The 20,060-nt window shown below is 42.1% G+C and carries 16 protein-coding genes, 1 tRNA gene and 1 pseudogene; 4 read left to right on the plus strand and 14 right to left on the minus strand.

Going from position 1 to position 20,060, the window contains the following annotated elements; translation table 11 throughout:
• Positions 1-44: 44 nt before the first annotated feature.
• The 6 genes from G608_RS19780 to G608_RS0103920 all read right to left on the minus strand — a co-directional run bounded on the left by G608_RS19780 (position 45) and on the right by G608_RS0103920 (position 4,098).
• Complete coding sequence (locus tag G608_RS19780; RefSeq protein ID WP_051208805.1) at positions 45-500, minus strand: hypothetical protein; 456 nt, start codon at positions 498-500, stop codon at positions 45-47.
• Positions 497-1,339, minus strand: a complete 843-nt coding sequence (locus tag G608_RS0103900; protein WP_026494930.1) for a metal ABC transporter permease — start codon at positions 1,337-1,339, stop codon at positions 497-499. The genes G608_RS19780 and G608_RS0103900 overlap by 4 nt, the downstream gene beginning before the upstream one ends.
• A complete protein-coding gene (locus G608_RS19785; protein WP_051208806.1) occupies positions 1,332-2,084 on the minus strand; it encodes a metal ABC transporter ATP-binding protein in 753 nt (250 codons plus the stop codon). Before G608_RS19785 ends, G608_RS0103900 begins: the two co-directional genes overlap by 8 nt.
• Before the next feature lie 17 nt (positions 2,085-2,101).
• On the minus strand, positions 2,102-3,154 hold the full coding sequence (locus tag G608_RS0103910) for a metal ABC transporter substrate-binding protein (protein ID WP_026494931.1): 1,053 nt from the start codon (positions 3,152-3,154) through the stop codon (positions 2,102-2,104).
• Positions 3,155-3,221: 67 nt separating this feature from the next.
• Complete coding sequence (locus G608_RS0103915; protein ID WP_155833208.1) at positions 3,222-3,545, minus strand: hypothetical protein; 324 nt, start codon at positions 3,543-3,545, stop codon at positions 3,222-3,224.
• Positions 3,546-3,606: 61 nt separating this feature from the next.
• Entirely contained in the window at positions 3,607-4,098 is a 492-nt protein-coding gene (locus G608_RS0103920) for a hypothetical protein (protein ID WP_026494933.1), read from the minus strand.
• Between the two features lie 252 nt (positions 4,099-4,350).
• Here G608_RS0103920 and G608_RS22185 point away from each other — a divergent pair, with 252 nt between their 5' ends.
• The gene (locus tag G608_RS22185) at positions 4,351-5,631 is read left to right on the plus strand and encodes a sensor domain-containing diguanylate cyclase (protein WP_026494934.1); all 1,281 of its coding nucleotides are present in this window, start codon (positions 4,351-4,353) and stop codon (positions 5,629-5,631) included.
• 91 nt (positions 5,632-5,722) lie between these two features.
• Here G608_RS22185 and G608_RS23125 read toward each other — a convergent pair.
• Both G608_RS23125 and G608_RS0103930 read right to left on the minus strand, forming a co-directional pair.
• A tRNA-Trp gene (locus tag G608_RS23125) sits at positions 5,723-5,794 on the minus strand.
• Between the two features lie 81 nt (positions 5,795-5,875).
• A complete protein-coding gene (locus G608_RS0103930; protein ID WP_026494935.1) occupies positions 5,876-6,571 on the minus strand; it encodes a metallophosphoesterase in 696 nt (231 codons plus the stop codon).
• A 176-nt stretch (positions 6,572-6,747) separates the two neighbouring features.
• Here G608_RS0103930 and G608_RS19795 point away from each other — a divergent pair, with 176 nt between their 5' ends.
• Together G608_RS19795 and G608_RS0103940 are read left to right on the plus strand one after the other, a co-directional pair.
• On the plus strand, positions 6,748-7,821 hold the full coding sequence (locus G608_RS19795) for a putative glycoside hydrolase (protein WP_051208808.1): 1,074 nt from the start codon (positions 6,748-6,750) through the stop codon (positions 7,819-7,821).
• Between the two features lie 202 nt (positions 7,822-8,023).
• The gene (locus G608_RS0103940; protein WP_026494936.1) at positions 8,024-9,208 is read left to right on the plus strand and encodes an acyltransferase family protein; all 1,185 of its coding nucleotides are present in this window, start codon (positions 8,024-8,026) and stop codon (positions 9,206-9,208) included.
• 46 nt (positions 9,209-9,254) lie between these two features.
• Here the strand turns inward: G608_RS0103940 and G608_RS0103945 are convergent, their stop codons facing one another.
• From G608_RS0103945 to G608_RS0103955, 4 genes and pseudogenes are all read right to left on the minus strand, one after another.
• On the minus strand, positions 9,255-10,028 hold the full coding sequence (locus tag G608_RS0103945; protein ID WP_026494937.1) for a hypothetical protein: 774 nt from the start codon (positions 10,026-10,028) through the stop codon (positions 9,255-9,257).
• A gap of 29 nt (positions 10,029-10,057) precedes the next feature.
• Positions 10,058-10,972 (minus strand): NADAR family protein, encoded by a 915-nt coding sequence (locus G608_RS24405; protein WP_242829343.1) that lies wholly within the window; start codon positions 10,970-10,972, stop codon positions 10,058-10,060.
• 24 nt (positions 10,973-10,996) lie between these two features.
• A pseudogene (locus G608_RS24410) lies at positions 10,997-11,497 on the minus strand (macro domain-containing protein); the annotation flags it as partial.
• A gap of 212 nt (positions 11,498-11,709) precedes the next feature.
• Positions 11,710-12,072 carry a hypothetical protein gene (locus G608_RS0103955; protein ID WP_026494938.1) on the minus strand — a complete coding sequence of 121 codons (363 nt, stop codon included), beginning with the start codon at positions 12,070-12,072 and terminating at the stop codon, positions 11,710-11,712.
• A 252-nt stretch (positions 12,073-12,324) separates the two neighbouring features.
• On the opposite strand from G608_RS0103955, the gene hflX reads away from it, so the two are divergent.
• Positions 12,325-13,650: a GTPase HflX gene (gene hflX, locus G608_RS19805; RefSeq protein ID WP_035794634.1), complete on the plus strand. Its 1,326-nt coding sequence runs from the start codon at positions 12,325-12,327 to the stop codon at positions 13,648-13,650.
• Between the two features lie 49 nt (positions 13,651-13,699).
• Here the strand turns inward: hflX and malQ are convergent, their stop codons facing one another.
• Both malQ and G608_RS0103970 read right to left on the minus strand, forming a co-directional pair.
• Complete coding sequence (malQ, locus tag G608_RS19810) at positions 13,700-15,214, minus strand: 4-alpha-glucanotransferase (RefSeq protein ID WP_035794637.1); 1,515 nt, start codon at positions 15,212-15,214, stop codon at positions 13,700-13,702.
• A 192-nt stretch (positions 15,215-15,406) separates the two neighbouring features.
• Entirely contained in the window at positions 15,407-19,840 is a 4,434-nt protein-coding gene (locus tag G608_RS0103970) for a hypothetical protein (RefSeq protein ID WP_026494939.1), read from the minus strand.
• Positions 19,841-20,060: the final 220 nt, after the last annotated feature.

Below are 20,060 nucleotides of genomic sequence, written 5' to 3' on the forward strand. Positions count from 1 at the left end.
AGAATACAGACAAATCACGTGATGAATATTAGTGAATTGCCTAATCAAAAGGCGCCGGCATCCAGAATGGCATTTCTTAACGTACAGTAATTAAGACCATTTTCCTCATAAATATCAAAGGTCCCCTCCACTACTATGTCCGCAGCTTCCTGCGGGTAGTCCTCCGGATATTTATAGTCTTCCGTCAGTTCGAATTCTATTCCCTGAGAGCAGCAGGCAGCAGCATCCGAAATGAAGCAGGCAAAGTAATGCTTATCATTTGCCTGATCGTAGTAATCCGAGAAGGTACCTTTCATTTTAATCTTCTTTCCCACGTAATTCTCAGGAAAATATACCATATCGTAAACCTGCCCATACACCGCAGTGCTTGAAAACTGAGTAAGGTCCACATCAATTCCGCCGGTAGCGGCCGAGGTAGCATCACTCCCACATGCGCAGACATAAATCAGCCCGGTAACCAAAAGTGCCCCTAAAAATTTCCCTGATCTAAACTTTCTCATGCCACTGCCCCCTTCAATTTACCTGCCATCAGCGAACAGCAAAAAGCCAGAACATCGATAGCCACTATGGTTGAACCAACAGGAGTACCGGCAAGAATGGAAATCATAATCCCCACAAATGAGCACACCACAGAGATTATGGCAGAGCAAACCGTAACTCTGAAAAAGCTTCTGTAAATGCTCATGGCTGATAATGCAGGAAAAATTACCAGCGCCGATATCAAAAGCGAGCCCACAAGGTTCATGGCAAGCACGATGATAACCGCTATCATGACTGCAATCACTGTATTGTATTTTCCTGCGGGAGTTCCTGTAGCTGTAGCGAAGCTTTCATCAAAGGTCACAGCGAAAATCTTGTTGTACAAAAGTATGAAAGCCCCTATCACAACAACCGACAAGACAGCGCAGATCACAACCTCGCTCAAGGTCAGTGTAAGTATCGATGTAGAGCCGAACAGCGTGCTGCACACATCACCCGTCAGGTTCGAGGACGTGGAAAAAATGTTCATAAGAAGATAGCCAAAGGCCAGGGCCCCTACAGAAATCATGGCGATGGCAGCATCACCCTTTATCTTTGCATTCTGTCCTGTTCTTAAAAGAAGTACGGCGCAAACTATGGTAACGGGTAAAATCAGCGCCATCTGGTTAGTCATTTTAAGAACGCTTGCGATGGCCATGGCACCAAATGCCACGTGGGATAGCCCGTCACCTATATATGAAAATCTCTTAAGCACCAGCGTCACTCCAAGAAGAGATGATGCAAGTGCAATCAGTATTCCCACGATAATCGCATATCTCACAAAGGGATACTGCAGATAAAAGAAAATCTTATCAAGCATAGCTTTTCACCTCTCTAAACGAAAGTTCTGTCTGACACCCCCCGGTTCTCAGCTCCCTTTCTGAAAAAGCAAAACCTTTATTGCTCTTTAAATACTCAGCCTTAGTTCCAAAGAAAACTTCTTTTCCGATATGCAGAATATGGGATGAATACTTCAAAGCTGAGGCTATGTCATGGGATATCATGATGATCGTAATTCCCGAAGCGTTCAGCTCCTTTATGGTTTCATACATCTGCTGCGTTACAACAGGGTCAAGGCCTGCCACAGGCTCATCTAATAGTATCAGTTTTTTCGTAGCACATAATGCTCTTGCAAGAAGAACCCTTTGCTGCTGCCCGCCGGAAAGCTCTCTGTAGCAACGATTTTTAAAATCAGAAATTCCCATAAGCTCCATATTCTTTTCAGCAAGCACCTTCTCCTTTTTTCCGTAAAAAGGCTTAAGTCCCATACTGCTCTGGCAGCCTGAAAGTACAATCTCCCACACAGATGCAGGGAAATCCTTCTGCACCAGAGTCTGCTGCGGAAGATATCCGATCTCATCAGGCTTTAAGCCATCACTGACCAAAATCTCCCCGCTTATTGGCTTTTGTAAATGAAGAAGAGTCTTCATCAGCGTAGTTTTCCCGGAGCCGTTCTCCCCAACAATGCTAAGATAATCCCCCTCATTTATCGAAAAATTCAAATTCTCTATAACTCTGCACCCGTCATATCCAAGTGAGAGATCTTTCACAGTCAGCAATGGCATAATCCCACCTTTCGCGCTTAGTTAAGCGCCTCTTTTAAAACTTCAAGATTGTTTTTCATGATTCCAAGATATGATGCACCGCCTGCTACATCCTTAGAGGTGGTGGATTGCATCGAATCTATGGTTAAAATATTCTGATCCTTGCTTTCCGTGCTGTTCTTTATAGTCTCTGCAATTCTATGGTCAGCACCTTCGATAGTCATGATGTTTTTCAGAGAAAGCTCATCCACTTTTCCTGCAAGAAAAGCAATGGTCTCAAAGCTGGCCTCTGTTTCAGCCGAGCATCCCACAAAAGCCGCATAGTAGCTTAAATTGTAATCATCAACAAGATACCGGAAGGGAAATCTGTCTCCAAAAACAAGGGTATCCGCAGTCCCGTCCTTAACCACTTTTTTATATTCGGTATCAAGATTTTTGAGCTCTGCTATGTAATTTTCAGCGTTCTTAGCATATTCAGAGGTATTGTCAGGATCGATCATAATGATAGCATCCCTTATGGCCTCGCAAAGCTTTGCAGAATTCTTAAGAGAAAGCCAGACATGCTCATCATATTCAGGCTCTTCCTCGCCCTCTTCGCCTTCCTCCTCTTCTTCCTCAGCTTCCATGCCTTCAACAACCTCTTCTTCCTTAACGTCATCCCCAAGGACGTCAAGGAGATTGATCACAGCCATATTTTCATTTGTCGCTTCCTGCAAGGCATCCTCAACCCACTCATCAGACTCGCCACCCACATAGATGAAAAGATCACAGGTTGCAACCTTAAGAATATCCTCAGCGGTTGGCTGATAGCTGTGAAGATCGACGCCGTTATCAAGAAGCATGGTAACCTCTGCGTTTGCCGGATTGTCCCCAAGAATCTCGTTTACCCAGTCATACTCAGGAAAAATCGTTGTCACAATACTTATCGAATCCTCTGATCCCGCAGTATCGGAAAGCGGCACCTCTTCAGCCTCGATGGAATTCGCCAAAACCTCCGGCATTTCAGGATTTTCTCCCGCACTTTCACCGCAAGCGCTAAGAGCCCATACCATGACAATTGCAGCACAAAAAACAGAAATATTTCTTTTCATAATATTCCTCCACAAGTTTATATATTTAGTTTTTTAATTAGGAAAAAATAAGATAAAAAGAGTGTCTTTAATTATTCAGACGTACCTTTTGCCTCACAGGAGTAGGCACAACAAGACAGCGGAATGAATCCGCATGAAATTCAGATACTGAAAAAACAACTAAAAGAGCAGCTGCAAGAATTATCAGACCTGTTCCGATCTGATTAACAAAATTCTCGCTCTGGGCGATCATCTGACAGATTGGACATTCATCCCCGCTGCAATCATGGCCAAGCTCAGCTGCCACAAAGAATGAAGAAAGAAGCACAGCAAGAAGAAGCACTGCGCAGATAATAAGCGAAATGCCTGCTTCACGACTTTTAAAATTGTCTCTGTCGTTAAAAAAGCCCATGTTCTTTCCTTCCTCAAAATCTTCTTCATGGTATTCGATAAAAAATAAATTGTCAAATTGTTTATTTTCCTTCAAGGTCCGCAACTCTTACGGGCTCGCCGTTTAGAAGGATATATCCGGGAGGAAGCTTTGATGCATCTGCCATGGAGGTATAATGTCCCTCGCTGTGAACATGGGGCATTGAGCCTGAAGTATTAAAAATGGACTTGCGATTAAAGGTGTCATAAGTCCCTGATTCTCTGTGATTGTGAGGCATTGCACCTGAATCATTTTTACTGCTTTTCCTGTTATAGGTATCATAGGTGCCGGATGCCTTGTGAGTATGCGGCATTGAAGATGACTCACGGCTTCTTGTTGCTGTAGCAGTTCTGCCGGACTGGGCATTTTTACTGGCCTGAGCTGCTTTCATGGCCTGTTGCTGTACGTTTCGTGAAATCTCAGAGACACTTTTCCCTCCAAGAGGGCCACCCTTCTGGTTGAGCTTTTTCTTAGCTGTTTTACCGAAAACCAGCAATATAATTAACCATATGACTAATCCAACAAGTTCTTCCATATATCCTCCTTGAAATGCAGGTATATCTGACCACGCCCTTTCCCGATCACAAGAGCCGTAATATCAATCAGTCCGAATATTTCTTTATAAACTATATCTAATTATAAGCTATATTCTCCCTAAGTAATGCAAAAAATTAAATTTTTGAGAACTGCCACCCATTTCACAGCCTTTTACTTGCGAATATATAATGATTATTAGATAATTATTATATATTGTCTCTACCGGATTCACTTTACTGAGGAATGAAGCATGGATAGATACGTATTCGATGAAAAAGTTCAGGCTGCCTATGAGCGGTTGCAGAATTCTATAGCTATTTTCCAGTTCATGGAAGATGGTATTGTCCCTATTGTAATATCTGACGGATATTGTGAAATGTTTGGTTACAAGAGCCAGGAGGAAGCTTACGCTGACCTTAACAAAGACGTTTTCTTCAACGTCCATCCTGAGGATGCTGCCAGAATTCTTGACGAATCCACAGCGGGTGCCAAAGAAGGCGGAAAATATGAAATTCTCTACCGGGCTTCTGTAAAAAATAAATCCGGTCACAAGTTTGTTCGTGCTGCCGGAAAATATGTGTATCTGGAAAATGGCGTAACCCTGATCCATGTGTGCTATATGGATGAAGGTGCAGAGACAACCCAGAAAATCACCGATCTTCAGGATTCCGTAACATGGCTCCTAAACAACATGCCTGCCATGTCTTTTTCAAAGGATATAAACACAGGGAAATATCTTGCCTGCAATCAGGCTTTTGCCAATTATGCCCATAAAGAGACTCCTGCAGGAGTAGTTGGTCTGACAGATTTTGAGATTTTCGATCCTGATACTGCCAGTCATTTTGTGGAGGATGATAAAAAGGCGTTCAAGATGGATAAGCCTTACATTTTCTATGAGGATGTCCCTGATGCAGCAGGTAATCAGCGAAGATTCCAGACCACAAAGCTGAAATTCATTGATGAAACGGGAAGAGAATGTCTTCTTGGTCTGTGCCAGGATGTTACGGATGCCATGATCATCAAGCAGGAATATGCTGAAAAGCTTGCCAAAGAGCACACTAATGCCAATGTTGATGCTCTTACTGGTATAAAAAACAGAAGTGCATACCTGGAAGTAGAAAAAGGAATAAACCTGCTGATCAGTGAACATAAGCAAGACGCTTTTGCCATTACATTATTTGATGTAAACGACCTGAAGCTGGTTAACGATACTCTCGGTCACAAGGCCGGGGATGAATACATCTGCCACGCATGCAAGATAATCTGCGACATATTTAAGCACAGCCCTGTTTTCCGTATCGGCGGCGATGAGTTTGTGGCGATTTCAGAAAATGATGACTATGAGCATATTGACGAGCTTATAGATATTTTTGAAGAGAGAAATTTTAACGCACAGCAAACCGGAGATATTGTAATAGCCTGCGGTATGGAAAAATTCGACAAAGAAAACGATGAAAATGTAGTGTCTGTGTTTAACAGAGCTGATGACAAGATGTACGCCCAGAAAAAGAAACAAAAAAGCGGGCGATAACTATAGTAAGCATCAAAAGTATTTGCCTTTTACTATAGTATTTTTGCAAAACAAAAACCTCTTAGCAACTAAGCTAAGAGGTTTTCTTTAGCAGAGGAAGAGGGATTCGAACCCCCATGAACGGTTTTGGAGACCGCAATACTAGCCGTTGTATGATTCCTCTACGCGAGACACTAAGTGTCGTCAACGAATGAAATTATAACACAGCATTTTGTGGAATGTAAATAGTTTTTTCAAAAAATTATCACAAAATCCTCTTTGGCATAAAGTCCAGGTAATCCCCGGAAACAAGGCTGTACTCCACGCCCTTTACATTGCCAAGCAGGCTGTCGTGAAAACGCTCCTTGCCGTGGCAGTGGGCATAGATTACCTGCTCTGCGCCATAGGCCCTGGCCATGTAGGTGAACCTGCTCTCCGTCTCCCCTATCTCTGTGGGCGGATAGTGAAGGAACATAATGAACTTCTCAAAGCCGTCAGCTCTTGCTGCTTCAAATGAAGTCTTTAGTCTCTTGGCTTCCCTCTCAATCAGCATATCCGCATGCTGTCTGGTATCAAAGCCCTCGTAGCAATAGCCCTTGGTCCCAACTATGGCATAGTCCTCATAGGGATAATAATTGTTTTGTAAAAAATTAAGCCTGTCCTTATACATATCATTAAGGCGCTGCGTTTTCTTGGCATTCCAGAAATTGTCATGATTACCGCGAATAAGGATTTTCCTGCCGGGAAGATTTTCTATAAAAAGAAGATCCTGCTCACAGTTTTCAAGGCCCTTCCCCCAACTGTGATCTCCCACAAGCACAAGAGTATCCTCTTCTGTCATTATCTTGTTGCAATTTTTTTCTATTTTTCTCTCGTGTCCTCTCCAGACTTTTCCAAATACATCCATGGTCTTGTCTGACTGATAAGCCAGATGGAGATCGCCAATCGCAAATAAAGCCATAATCATAAACCTCTCTGAAAAAATCCCACCTCTTCAAGAAGTATATCAAAATTCCAATGTCATGTTCTATTAAAAATCTGATATACTGTTTGAGATATTTTTGACTTCTTGCGGATAAATGCAGAAGTCGAACAAATTAAGTTTTTTCCCAAAATAATTACAATAAGGAAACAGACATGAAGAAAGCTATCAGAAAAACATTACTACTTTTTATAAGCGCAGCCACTTTGCTTTTTGGACCGGAGACTGCCTTCGCTGAAGAGACTGATGAAATCCACGGCATTTATGTAAGCGCTTTTGTTGCAGGCACTAAAAGTATGATGGACGATATTATCACAAGTATCGATAAGACCAATATTAACGCCGTTGTCATTGATGTGAAAAATGATGACGGAAACGTAGTCTTCGACATGGATTCAGAACTTATAGATGAGCTTGGTGTAGAAAACATTCTTGTAAAGGATATGCCGGGACTCCTTAATGAACTCCACAGCCACGGAATATATGTGATTGCAAGATGCGTTGCTTTCCGAGATCCCTTCATTGATGAAGTAAAGCCGGAATGGGTCATCCACTCCGCATCAGGAGAAATCTACGCGGATGCCAAGGGCTTTACCTGGATGGATCCCACCAATGAAGATGTCAAAGCATACCTTATCGAAGTAGCAAAGGGCTGCAAAAAAGCAGGCTTTGACGAGGTTCAGTACGACTACGTAAGATACGGCACCGGAATACAGGAGGAAGACATTAACCTTAACGGTTACGGCAGAAGACACGCTATTCTTAAGTTCGTAAAGGAAGCCTCTGCCTCACTGAAAAAAGAACACATACCTTTGTCACTGGACGTATTCGGAACAATCATCAATTCAAAGATAGACAGGGATATCGTAGGTCAGGAGTACTCGCAGCTTTCCATGTACGCTGACTACCTCTCTCCCATGATCTACCCTTCCCATTACTACGACAATACTTTGGGGCTTGATCATCCGGACCTGTACCCCTACGAAGCGATAGATGCAGCCATGAAGCTCTCTGATACCGAGCTGAAGGTGGTTAATCCAAAGGGCACCAGAAATCAGGCAAGCGTCCGTCCATGGCTCCAGGGCTTTACCGCATCATATCTTAAGCACTATAAAAACTATGGCGCCGAAGAGATTAAAGCTCAGATAAAAGCCGTAAACGACAACGGCGTAAGCTCCTGGATAATCTGGAATCCATCCTGCAAATATCCCTGGGAAGCATTTAAATAAATCAAAAACTGCCGGCATGACTACACTATTAACAGTAATCGCCGGCTCTTTTTATAAACAGCAAGAATTCATACAATGATGGTTCATTTTAGTATAGAGGAAACCCTCCGCAGATAATAAGATTATTAGTGGGTATATGCAAGCAAAAGCTTGCTGTCAGAGAATGGAAAGGGCTTCTTTGACAACTTTGGGAGGTAAAAAAATGAATAATCTAATCTACGTGGTGTACCTTATCCTGCCTGTAGTTTTGCTTTGGGGAGCAAAGCCGGCAAAAAGAGGAGAATGGAACACCGAATTCTTGTCTCTGGAGCAAACAAAGGCTCTTCAGGGATTTCTTGCACTTTGCATCATGCTTCATCATGTCAGCCAGAAAAGATGCGCATCCTGGATTTGGCCACAGAACCGTATAATCCACGGTCTTGATATTTTCGTGGACATGGGATATCTCTTAGTAGCCGTATTCCTTTTCTTTAACGGCTATGGTGTCTACAAAAGCTTTCACGCAAAAGAAAACTACTTAAAGGGCTTCTTTTCAAGAAGAGTTCTTCCTGTAATCCTGTCCTTCTACACAACGGGACTTATCTTCTTCGTAGCAAGACTTCTTCTTAAAGAGAAAATGGATACACAGCTTAAGATCTTCTATCTCACAGGAATTAAGCTCTGCAATCCCAATACATGGTACGTTATCGTACTTCCGTTCTTCTACATGGCATTCTATTTTGCCTTCAGATTCATCAAAAAGGACGGCCTTGCAACTGCTGTAGCCTGCGGCTTCGTATTTGCCTACATGCTCTTTGCCACAACCATCGATCACAACGATTTCTGGATCCGCGGACAGTGGTGGTACAACTGCGTTCACCTTTTTGCTGTAGGAATTATCTTTGCAAAGTTTGAAAACAAGATCATACCTCACCTTAAAAAGTTTTACTGGGTATATCTGATCCTTGCTCTTGCGCTCATGATTCCTATGATCAATTTCTCAAACGGCATCTGCAACGTCTTCTCCTACTATGGAGAAAACTGGGGCGCTCCCGATACAGTATTCAGACGCCGCGTATGTCTCGCATCACAGATGCTGCCTACCTGCAACTTTGTATTCTGCATCCTGCTCCTTGGCATGAAGCTCAGAATCGGCAATAAGTTCATCAAGTTCATGGGAACAATAACTCTTGAGTTCTACCTGATCCACGGACTTTTCGTAGAGCTCTTCACCTACGAATTTGACGGCAAGGCAAAGGGAATCTATCCCATCCAGAACCTGCTTCTTTATGTAGTAGTTGTTTTTGCTCTGGGACTTCCTTCAGCAATCCTGCTTAAGAAGCTTCACAATCTTATACTTGGGAAAAATAAGAACAGTATAAAAATAGAGGCTTCCAAAGCCGCTTGAAAAGAATAAAATACAGATAAAAAATCCATCGCCGGATTGGCTTCCCTTAGCCGCTCCGGCGATTTTTCATGCCATGCCACCGGGTGCCACCGGGGACGGAAAAATGATAGTTTTGGTCGCTTATAAAACAGAAAACATCGTTGTATGCATAGGTGTACACTCCAAGCTGCAAAGTCACAAGAGCGTTTAGGAACGTGAAGTAATCGATTTTTCTGTAAAGGAGCATGAAAATTCCAAGAGCAAACAGAAGGCAGGAATAGATAAAAAAGAATCCGCCTATAAAAATAGATAGTCTTTGATATTGGAAGAAATTATGGACAAGCTCGCGCTTCGTTCCGAAATAAACAGGGTGAATCCCCTTAAATGCATTTTTTTCAGGAATATTAAAGGTAATGGAAAGCTCGTGTGGGTACGTTCCGTCCTCAATGGCGATCATGTTGTATTTCTTTGGTACAAAAAGACCCTTGTCGCTGTATTCGGTACCATAAGAATAAACGGTCTCTCCATCTATCTTTACCTCCACTGAGGCAAGACTGTTCTTAAACATGATCGTAGGCGATATCAGATTGGTGGCGGGTATAGTATTTGTAATCGTAATCGTCTCGCCCTTGTAGGTCTCGCCCACAGGGAACTCAGATAGCGTAACTTCTTTATATACCTTGTTTCCACGCTGAACAGACCAGCCCGAGCTGAGCTGACTATAATGATCTGACCTTATTGAATTAAGCAGGTCGCTTCCGAAAACAAGTAAAACCGCACCAACGAAAGTCATGAGTATCGTAAGCACCAGCATCCTTCTTTTAATAGATGCTTTTTTCATGAATACTGCCTGAACCTTCCCTGTATTGACTATTCCTGCAACTTTCTAATACAATCACGAACGCCCATAAGCACAAAGCCAAGGACATTCTCACTTTGCTTTTCCGACTTGTATGCGCGCCATTCCTGAGGTAAAGTCTTGAGCTCGCCCTCAGGTGTAACCAGCTCGCTCTCCTTCATGCCTGCGCCGTAAACATCATCAAAAGGGCTTGCCTCAATCAGCACATCTTCGCCTGTGGCAAGAAGTGCCTTTGCAAACTCTTCATCACAAAGAGCTCTCATATAGAAGCCCCTGAAAATTATCTCTTTAAATGCAGCTCTCCAGGTATTCTCATCATAATTCTGAATGCTGCGTCCGGCTTTCTTACACTTCTGAGGATCAGCCTCATCCATTATGATTTTGTAGGAATCGTAATCTCCAAAAAGAAGAGCCTGTTCAGATATCATGTACTGCTCTGCAGTTACATACTTTCGACCATTTATCATAATGGGCTTACCTGCATGCCAGCTTGAAAGGATGCTGTTATCGCTGCTAGCGGTATCGTGCCAGAAGCAGGTATACTTGTGCTGTTTTCCCTGCTCCACCTCAGAAATAAGCCAGTTTATATCATAGCGGTTCCAAAGCTTAAGACCATCAAGGCTTTCAAAAGTATCAGAAGCTGTCCGGGCAGCACTGTCTACTCCGGTATCGCTGTCAGTCTCGGTATCACCGTCAACCCCAGCCTCACTCTCATTCAAGGCCTCGTCAGCTGCCGTCTCATCTGAGCTGGCATCTTCAGCCGCAGCGTCATCAGTAATCTCTTCCAGGTCTGCAGGCTCTTCTGTGCTTTTGACATCGTCCGAAGAATTATCATCAGTAGAAGGAGCTTCTTCAGCCTTTTCTACAGTCTCTTCAATTACCTCTTCCGTCTTTTCCTCAGTATCTGCCGCCTTACTCTTTTTCACCGGTTTCTTCTTTGGAGCAGCCGCCTTTATTTCTTCAGAATAAGCATTAAGGTACAGATCATCCGTAACAACCCAGCATATATCATCAAATGCATCGGGATTCTTTTTTATAAAATCATTAACCGCAGCCACAGCCACCTTTGCAGCACGCTCAACGGGATAGCCGAGCTCTCCGGTGGATAAGGAGCAGAAGGCAAGCTTTCTGATTTTGTTTTCAGCCGCAATAGTAAGGGCACTTGTATAGCAGGAACGAAGCAGCTCACGCTCGCCTGCCGTTCCGCCCATCCATACAGGTCCCACAGAATGAATGATATAATCGCATGGAAGATTGTAACCATAGGTCAGTCTGGAGTCACCGGTTTCACAGCCGTTAAGCCTGCGACACTCTGTCCTTAACTGCGGTCCCGCAGCCCTGTGTATCAGGCCATCTATTCCTCCGCCCCCAAGAAGTGAATTGTTTGCACAGTTTACAATAGCGTCAAAATCAGTAACCTTGGTTATATCGTCCTTAATAACTCGAATCATCTTATCCCCCTTAAGACAGATATTATTTACGTTATTTCATTCAACAGACAAAAATATATTTTAATTATAATACGAAAAAGTCCATGATTCTCGCTTTTAACGATAAATTTTTTATAAATAAACAGTCCGTATATACACGGCTTAATATTATCTTTTTATCGTACATAATAAAAGCGGTAACCCTTATGACCGGATTACCGCTTGTCAGTGCGTTATAGATTATTCAGCGCATTGCTCATTGCAATATTTACTTTTTCATTCATACTGTCAGTTATCTGCTCCGAAAGCATATCCAGGATTCTACTGCTTCCCTTTGAAAAAGTCATAGCCGATGATTTATCCTGCAGGTCACTTTTCGCATCATCCTTATGGTCAAACTCATATCTGACCCTCATCCCATCACTAAGTGTGCGCATTGCCTGCATCGAATCATAGGTCTTTGCGAAAACATCACCAAACTCCTCTTTCGCTTTGGAAACATTTTCACTGCTTGTGTTCGAACTCTTGGATATAGATTCCGGATTCAGGTACAGATCAGTCAACCTGCCCATAGACGCAGCTAAATTGTAGCTCATAGGCGCCTCCCTTCGAAATCCATTTCTATAAAATATTTTATCACATCTGCAAAATATGTATCGGCATTCACTGCTGTTTTAATAATTCTTTAATCAAAATTTATATTTTAAAAATATTTTCTTTAACGGAGCATAAGTTTAAAGTGTTCCACTGCTTTACAACCCGCAGTAGTTCTGATAACTTTAAAAATGATGTATAAAAATCGTTGTTTTAGGGCAAACTTAATGCCAATTACTAGTTGAAAGGGCTATATGAAAATACAGAGCATAATCGTAAATGAAGAAGCCATGAAGACTCCCGGTGCCATTCTTGTGGGCCTTATGCATGGCAATATTAATGATTCAAAATTTGAAAGGTCAATGAACGAGCTTGAAGCGCTTACAACTGCCTGCGATCTTGAGGTAAAGGGAACAGTCACTCAGACCCTTCCTCACCCTGACCATGGCACCTTTATCGGCAGCGGTAAGGTGGAGGAGCTGAAGAACCTTATAAATATGCTTGATGCGGACATTGTCATCTTTGGAGATACACTCTCTCCAATTCAGATAAGGAATCTTGAAAACATTCTGGATACGGAAGTAATCGATCGCACAGGCCTGATACTCCAGATATTTGCTAAAAGAGCACGAACCAGAGAATCCAGAATGCAGGTTGAGTACGCGCAGCTTCAATTCATGCTTCCAAGACTTGCAGGTATGCGAACAGAGCTCAGCAGGCAGGGAGGCGGCAGCGGCAGACTTTCCAATAAGGGTGCCGGTGAGAAGAAGCTGGAGCTGGACAGACGTCGCATTGAGAAAAGAATGGCGGAGCTTCGAAGAGAGCTTGAAGCAGTTGAAAGAGAACGCGATACCCAGCGTTCAAAGAGAATGTCCGGAGATATACCGAGGATTTCCCTTGTAGGCTATACAAACGCAGGAAAATCAACTCTTCTGAATGCCATGCTTACAAAAAGTCATGCAGACAATGCCGAGAGCAAGATGGTTCTCCAAAAGGATATGCTTTTTGCAACTCTCGACACCACTGTAAGACGAATCGATATGCCTGGGCATAAGCCGTTTCTTTTATCTGACACCGTTGGATTTATAGATGAGCTTCCCACCACGTTGGTAAAGGCATTCCGCTCAACTCTTTCAGAGGCTGTGTATGCGGATCTTTTGCTTGAAGTCATAGATTTCTCAGATCCAGACTACCTTAATCAGATTGAAGTCACAGAGAAAACTCTCCGTGATATAGGCGCAGGCGAAATTCCGATAATTTATGTTTTTAATAAGGCGGATGTAGTAATCGGAAGTGCGGAGCATGCTGCCATGACCATTCCTCATGTAAGAAATGACAGAATCTATATGTCAGCCGAGAACATGATTGGACTTGAGGAGCTGATAACTCTCATTGAGAAAACCCTTGAGGGCGAGCGAATAAATGCGGAATTCCTCATCCCCTACTCCGACGGTCAGGCCCTCCACGACATCTCAACCCGCTCGGATGTTATAGACACAGCTTATGAAGAAGACGGCACTCATCTTACAGTCAAGTGCAGCAAGAAGATGATCATGGAATATATGCCATATACAATTTAAGAGCCTTCAAAAAGCGCACCGTTTTTCCGATGCGCTTTCTTTTTATAACTTATTCTTTCTCATCCTCATCTGAAATATCCTGAGGAACTCTGCTATAAGTTGATACCAAAAGGTTGATACTTCTGGCAAGGTCCTCGGAAAGGAAGTTTGGTGTAAGTCTCCACTGCCAGTTACCCTCAGCGGTACCCGGCGTATTTATTCTCGCTTCTTTCCCTTTACAGAGATAATCCTGCAAAGGGACAATACAAAGATCCGCAACTGATCTATATGCTTCTCTGATAATATCCCACACAAAAGCACCATAATCCGTATTCATGGAATTGATATAGCGCCTTGTAAAATCACGCTCTCCATCATTTATCTCCTGCACCCAGGCAAAGGTAGGCGTATTGTCATGGGTTCCTGTATATACGACACTGTTTTTCGTATGTCTGTGGTTCACATAGATGCTGTCCCAGCTTGTAAAGCCATACTGCAGCACTTTCATTCCGGGAAGTCCAGTGTCCTCTAAGAGCTTCACGTTCTCTTCAGTGGTATTTCCGAGATCCTCAGCAATCATATTAAGGTCACCCAGCTTCTTTTTAAGCACCTTAAAAAGATCCATACCGGGTCCCTTTTCCAGCTTACCATTCTTGGCAGTCTCATCTCCATAAGGAACTGCATAGTATTCTGCAAAGCCGTGGAAATGATCGATTCTTATCACATCAAAAAGTTCTCTGTTTCTCTCTATTCTCTTAACCCACCAGGAGTAGTCATCCTTCTTAAGACCTGCCCAGTCATATATAGGATTACCCCAGAGCTGTCCTGTGGGTGAAAACGCATCGGGAGGACATCCTGCCACAACAGTGGGTACAAGATCCTTATCCATCATGAATACTTCCGGATGTGACCAGCTGTCAGCACTGTCCATTGCAACATAAAAAGGCATATCGCCAATTATCTTTACTTTATGGGCATGGGCATATTTCTTTAGCTTCTCCCACTGCTCTTCGAATTTGTATTGTATAAAAAAGATAAACTCTATTTCATCCTTCTGATCCTTTTTAACCTTATCAAGAGCCTTCTTATCTCTGGCTTTAAGGTCATCAGGCCAGTCAAGCCAGGATTTTCCCTCCTGAAGATCCTTTATAACACTAAAAAGAGCATAGTCCTCAAGCCAGAAGCTCTCTTTTTTCTTAAATGCCTTAAAATCATCAGGAACAGCCTCTTTAAAGCGTTCAAATGCCTTTCTTAGTATAACAGTCCTATTTTCATATAGTTTGCCGTAATCGACCTTCTCCTGATCATTTCCAAAGTCTATACCATTAACATCATCCCAGGTAAGAAGTCCCTCTTCTATCAAAGTCTCCGGGGATATAAAATAAGAATTCCCCGCAAAAGCAGAAAAGGGCTGATAGGGTGAATTACCAAATCCCGTAGGTCCCAGAGGTAAAACCTGCCAGTAGCCCTGCGCTGCTTTCTCAAGGAAATCCACAAACTCATAAGCTTCTCTTGAAAAACATCCTATTCCAAACTTAGACGCCAGCGAAAACACTGGCATCAAAATTCCGCTCTCTCTGTTCATAACCACTCCTCCTCATTAAGTATAAATGGGCACAATTTAACCTTTTTCTCCAGTAGATATTCTTTGCCAACAAAAATACATATATTAACTATATCACAATCTGTGTAAAAACGCATTTTTATGTCCTGTATAACGCAAAAAGAGCGTCACACATGTGACGCTCTTTTGTTAATTTATAATTGGAATACAGAATTATTCATTCTCTTCCTTTTTTCTTTTACCTACTGCCATAAGTGATACTGCTGCGCCGGCTGCAAATACAAGAACAAGTACTCTTGCCGAATTTGTATTGTCTTCTGTGCCACCTCGTCTTGCACCAAGTACAGCGGGTTCCTCTGTTGCAGGAGTCTCAGCAGGTCTCTTTTCACCAAGGACGGATCCCTGGTTAGTAGAACCACCTTCGTCCGGATCATCATCTACGTTGTCATTCGGAATCTTCTCGTCATCGTCCGGATCTTTATCCTTCTTCTTTTTCTTATCATCCTTGTCAGGAACCTCTGTATCCTTTGTTACAGTAAGTGTTCCCTCAACTGTTGTGATATCGTAGTTACCAATATCAGTTGCAGGCTGTCCTTCTACTGATCCATCATAGAGAGCATAAGTAAATGTGTTAGCAACTGAACCGGGATCTGTGATAGTTCCTGTTACATTGAAGTTAGCACCTTCGCCATGTACAAAGCCTGTCTTTTCACCAAGCTCTGAAGCAGTAATTGTCTTCTCTGTAAGAGGTGTTCCATCATAAACCTTGCTTGCTGAACCGGATGTAAGAACAACTTCTCTCTTAAGGACATGAAGGTTACCAATAACCTCTGTAGGATCTGCCTCTAATGTGTCTGCCTTTTCATTATCTGCTTCAAGATCAAGAGGTGATTCAACCTTAACTCCGGTTTCATGCTTAATTACTGTAAGCTTAAACTGATCAGTAATGTTCTGTGTCTTACCGTCAAGTGTCATTGAAATATTAAGGTCCTTTGTATGCAGGTAAATAGGATATACACCTACCTTAGTACCATGACCACCTGTGAGATACATTCCGCTAACTGTTACTGAAAGCTTATCTGTAACTTCCTTAACTACAGGATCGATATTAACAATCTCAGCATTCTCCTCAGCTGAAGCATTTATAGTCATGCTTCCAAGTGCAGAATCAAGGACGTTACCTAAGCCTTCCTTAAGAGAACTAATAAGTCCGGCATTCTTCATAGCGTTCTTTATTACCTCTGTGTTGACTGTAACATCAACTGCCATATTGGCCTTCATGTCAACACCCTGATAATAAACATAAGTATCAAGGCCGTCTTCTTCCTTCTCTGTAGCAAGCTTAATGATAATCTCATACTTCTCTGAACGAGATTCTACGATCAGGTCGCCTTCCTGCTTAGTAATATTGTAATCACAAGCCTTTGTGTTATCCTTCAGTTCGTAAGTATAGAGGTTCTTACTTGTTCCCTTAACTGTCTGAGTACCGGTGAACTTAAATGTTGCACCTTCACCCTCAACCCAGCCTGAATTTGTCTTAAGCTCAGGAGCTTCTTTTACCTCTTCTACACTGATGCCTATAGCATAATCAGCTCTTTGCTCATTTGTAAGAGCTGATCCGTCAAACTCCTTCTTAAGTGTCCATGACTGAAGATTTACATCAATAGGTGTAATAGAGAATGTTCCCTGTACAACCTGTATCTTATCAAATCTGCTGTCAATGATAAAACCTTTTTCATTAAGCTTTGTTGCATCAAGTACAAATGTTTCTCCGGTTGTTTTATTCTTGAGAGTAACTGTTGTTACTTTCTTATTACCTGCCTTACTCTCATCAACGTGTGTAATACCGTTGTTATCAACATTCGCAACAACTGTAATATCATAGGTCTTCTCAAGTTCGCTGCCTGTCACATAATCAGCAGTGGTTGAGTTCTGCTTCTTTCCGTTGTAAGGACTGCTTTCCGAAATAGCCCTTACTGTAAGAGCTGCATCAAAATCTGCTCTCTTGTAGTAAACCTTAAGTACTACAACTCTGGACTCATCTGCTTTAACAATGTCCTTCCACTGATTTACCTGACCATTTACAAGAGTATAATCAATGTTTTCTGTTCCGATTTTTCTTGTAACAGCTTTTTCCGGCTTAACCTCTACAGGAGCACCATCCTCTCCTACAGGAACGTTTATAGCCTTATCATAGGAATCCATGTAATCACTTACGTAAGCGCCATCCTTGTAGCTTAACTTGGCAGGTTCAAAAATACCGTCATCATAGGTTCCGTCAGCCTTCTGGAAATAATAATTCACATAATAATTCTTATTTCTGCTTACTGATTTATATTCAGCAATAAACTTCTGGTCACCCTCTACAGTAGTTTTCGCGATGTCACTTCTCTGAAGGAGATTACCATTCTCGTCGCGCCAGCCTATGAATTCTCTTACATATCCGTTACTGTCCGTCTTTGAATCAGGATCATCAATGTTATAAGTAGAATCGCCGTAAGCCTGTCTTACCGCTTCAGGTTTAGCTGTCTCATTGGATGAAATAAGTGTTACCCCATCCTCATCAAAATACTCTGTCTTGAATTCCTTAGGCTTCCACTGTGCATAAAATTCTGCACTGGCTATAAGGAATACTGTTTCCTTTTCGCTGTATATCCTATCCTCTTCACCGGGATTGGGTACAGCTGCCCAACCTATAAATTCATAATTTTCATTTGTAGTTTCAAATGCATCATCATAACTAAGAACTGTGTAATCATGTCCGGTTCTTACATTATTAACAACAGTAGGCTCTACCGGATCTACCTTTCCGCCATAGTTTGCGTGGTAAGTAACTGAAATATCAGCATTTTTTACATAACCATCGATGTGGTATGACTTGACAGGATCAGCACTGCCTGATGTATCACCTGCAACATTTTTATAAACAAACCACTTAATATCGCTCCATTCAGCAGATCTTGTTGAACCTTTATCATCTTTTATTGTAATACCGGTAAGGAGGGAATCATTTTTAAAATCACTGTTTATAGTATCCTTAGGAATAGTGTTGATAACCATATCAATAAGCCCGGATACATAGGGATCCCACAGGTTATGACGCGAATCAATATTACCCTGTAGCTTGCTATAGATATCAAGTTTATCAAGTTCATACAGGTCATATGCTGTTCCCTGCCATTTCTCATAGGAATAGTTGGGGTTATTTTTTTCAGGATAATATTTGCCCCAATCCTGATTTACTGAGCTTGCAGGAACAGAATACTGCGGAAGTAACACATAATATGCAACATCTACATAAGATGACTCTGTATTGAAATAAAGGTAAAGAACATTCTTTTCGCTATCGGGAGATACTTCATCAAGCTTGAGTTTACTTCCCTCAGCTTTTGTATCCAGAACGTAATCTAATCCGTTCAGAGTCAATTTTTCACTGAACTCAGGCTCAAACGGCTGTCCTACTATAGCTTTGCCGTACTTTTCTACAACAGTCTTGTCACCAATTTTTTCTGTACTGTTGGAATCAACCACAAACCAGGGATTCTTAGAGTACTTGCCATTTACACCTCTGTAAGCATAGATTTTATAATCCGCTTCTACACCCTCTGAATCAAGCTGTGCATTTCTGACAATATCAGCGAGAAATGATAAATCAGTTTCTTCTTCGTCCTCTACAGCTTCAGTCTCTACCACATCCTCAGCATTTATGCTATAAAGAGAAACTGTGTATATTGATAATTCGTTAGTAGAAAATGTAACTTCCTTAGGTGTCTCATTAGCAGCCTCAGCCACCTTAGTTACATTTAAAGAATCATTCTCTACATGATAAACAGAGAGCTTAGTATTCTCATCATCTTCAGTTACCTGAGAGAATTTTACTTCAACAGTGCCAGACTCGGGAAGAACATAACCATCAAGGCTCTGTGAATAGATGTTGATGTCATAGGAAGCTGTCTTAACTTCTACATCTGTATTTGTTGTATTCTCAATATCTTCTTCAACCTTTACCTTAATCTGTTCCTCAAGGCCAGCCTCAACTTCCTTTATATCCAATACAGCATCATCAGGAAGCACTTCAGGATCAGCATAAAGAGATACAAGGATTCCATTAATTTCCTTAGACTCGTTGAATTCCTTCTCTCTAACCTCCTCTACAGGAGCTTCTGTTGTTGCTTCAGTAGAAGCTGTGCTGGCAGCATCTGCTGTTTTCTCTACAACCGCATCGTCTGCAGGTGCCTCTGTTGAGCCTTCGCCGGCTGCATCTGCTGTCTCTTCTGCAGAGTCCTCGTTTGATGCATCTGTAGCCTCATCTGTCACACCATCATTGGTCTCATCTGATACTCCCTCAGTAGATTCTTCCTCTGCTACAGGTGTCTCCTCTACTACAGGTGTTTCTTCTTCGACAGGAGTTTCATCTTCAACAGCTGTCTCATTTTCCTCTACTGCAGATCCCTCTGCTTCGAGATTTGCAGGAGCTGATTCTTCGTCAGATCCTTCGTTTACGCCTTCTGCCTCAAGAGTCCCATCGGTAATCTCTGTTACTTCAGAAGCTCTTGCACCGATACTGTTATAATCTGACGCAAATGTTGACGTAAGAACAATTGCTGCCAACAGTCCGGCAAACTTTCTAGCAATACTCTTTCTCATATTCCCTCCGTGAAATTATAAATTTTTTATAAAATCTAAATAAACTTTCTATATTAGTATATGAATTAATTTTTCTTTTTGCACTACCGAAAATGAACAATTTATTTCAAAATTCGTACTTGACAAGTATACTTTTCCATGAAACAAGCAAACCGCCTGGCTTTTTGAGCACAGGCGGTTTGTATGGTTTTTTTGTACAATTCCTACAAATTTATTGTTT

Source organism: Butyrivibrio sp. WCD3002, assembly GCF_000424265.1.
In the GTDB taxonomy this organism is placed as follows: Bacteria; Bacillota; Clostridia; order Lachnospirales; family Lachnospiraceae; genus Butyrivibrio.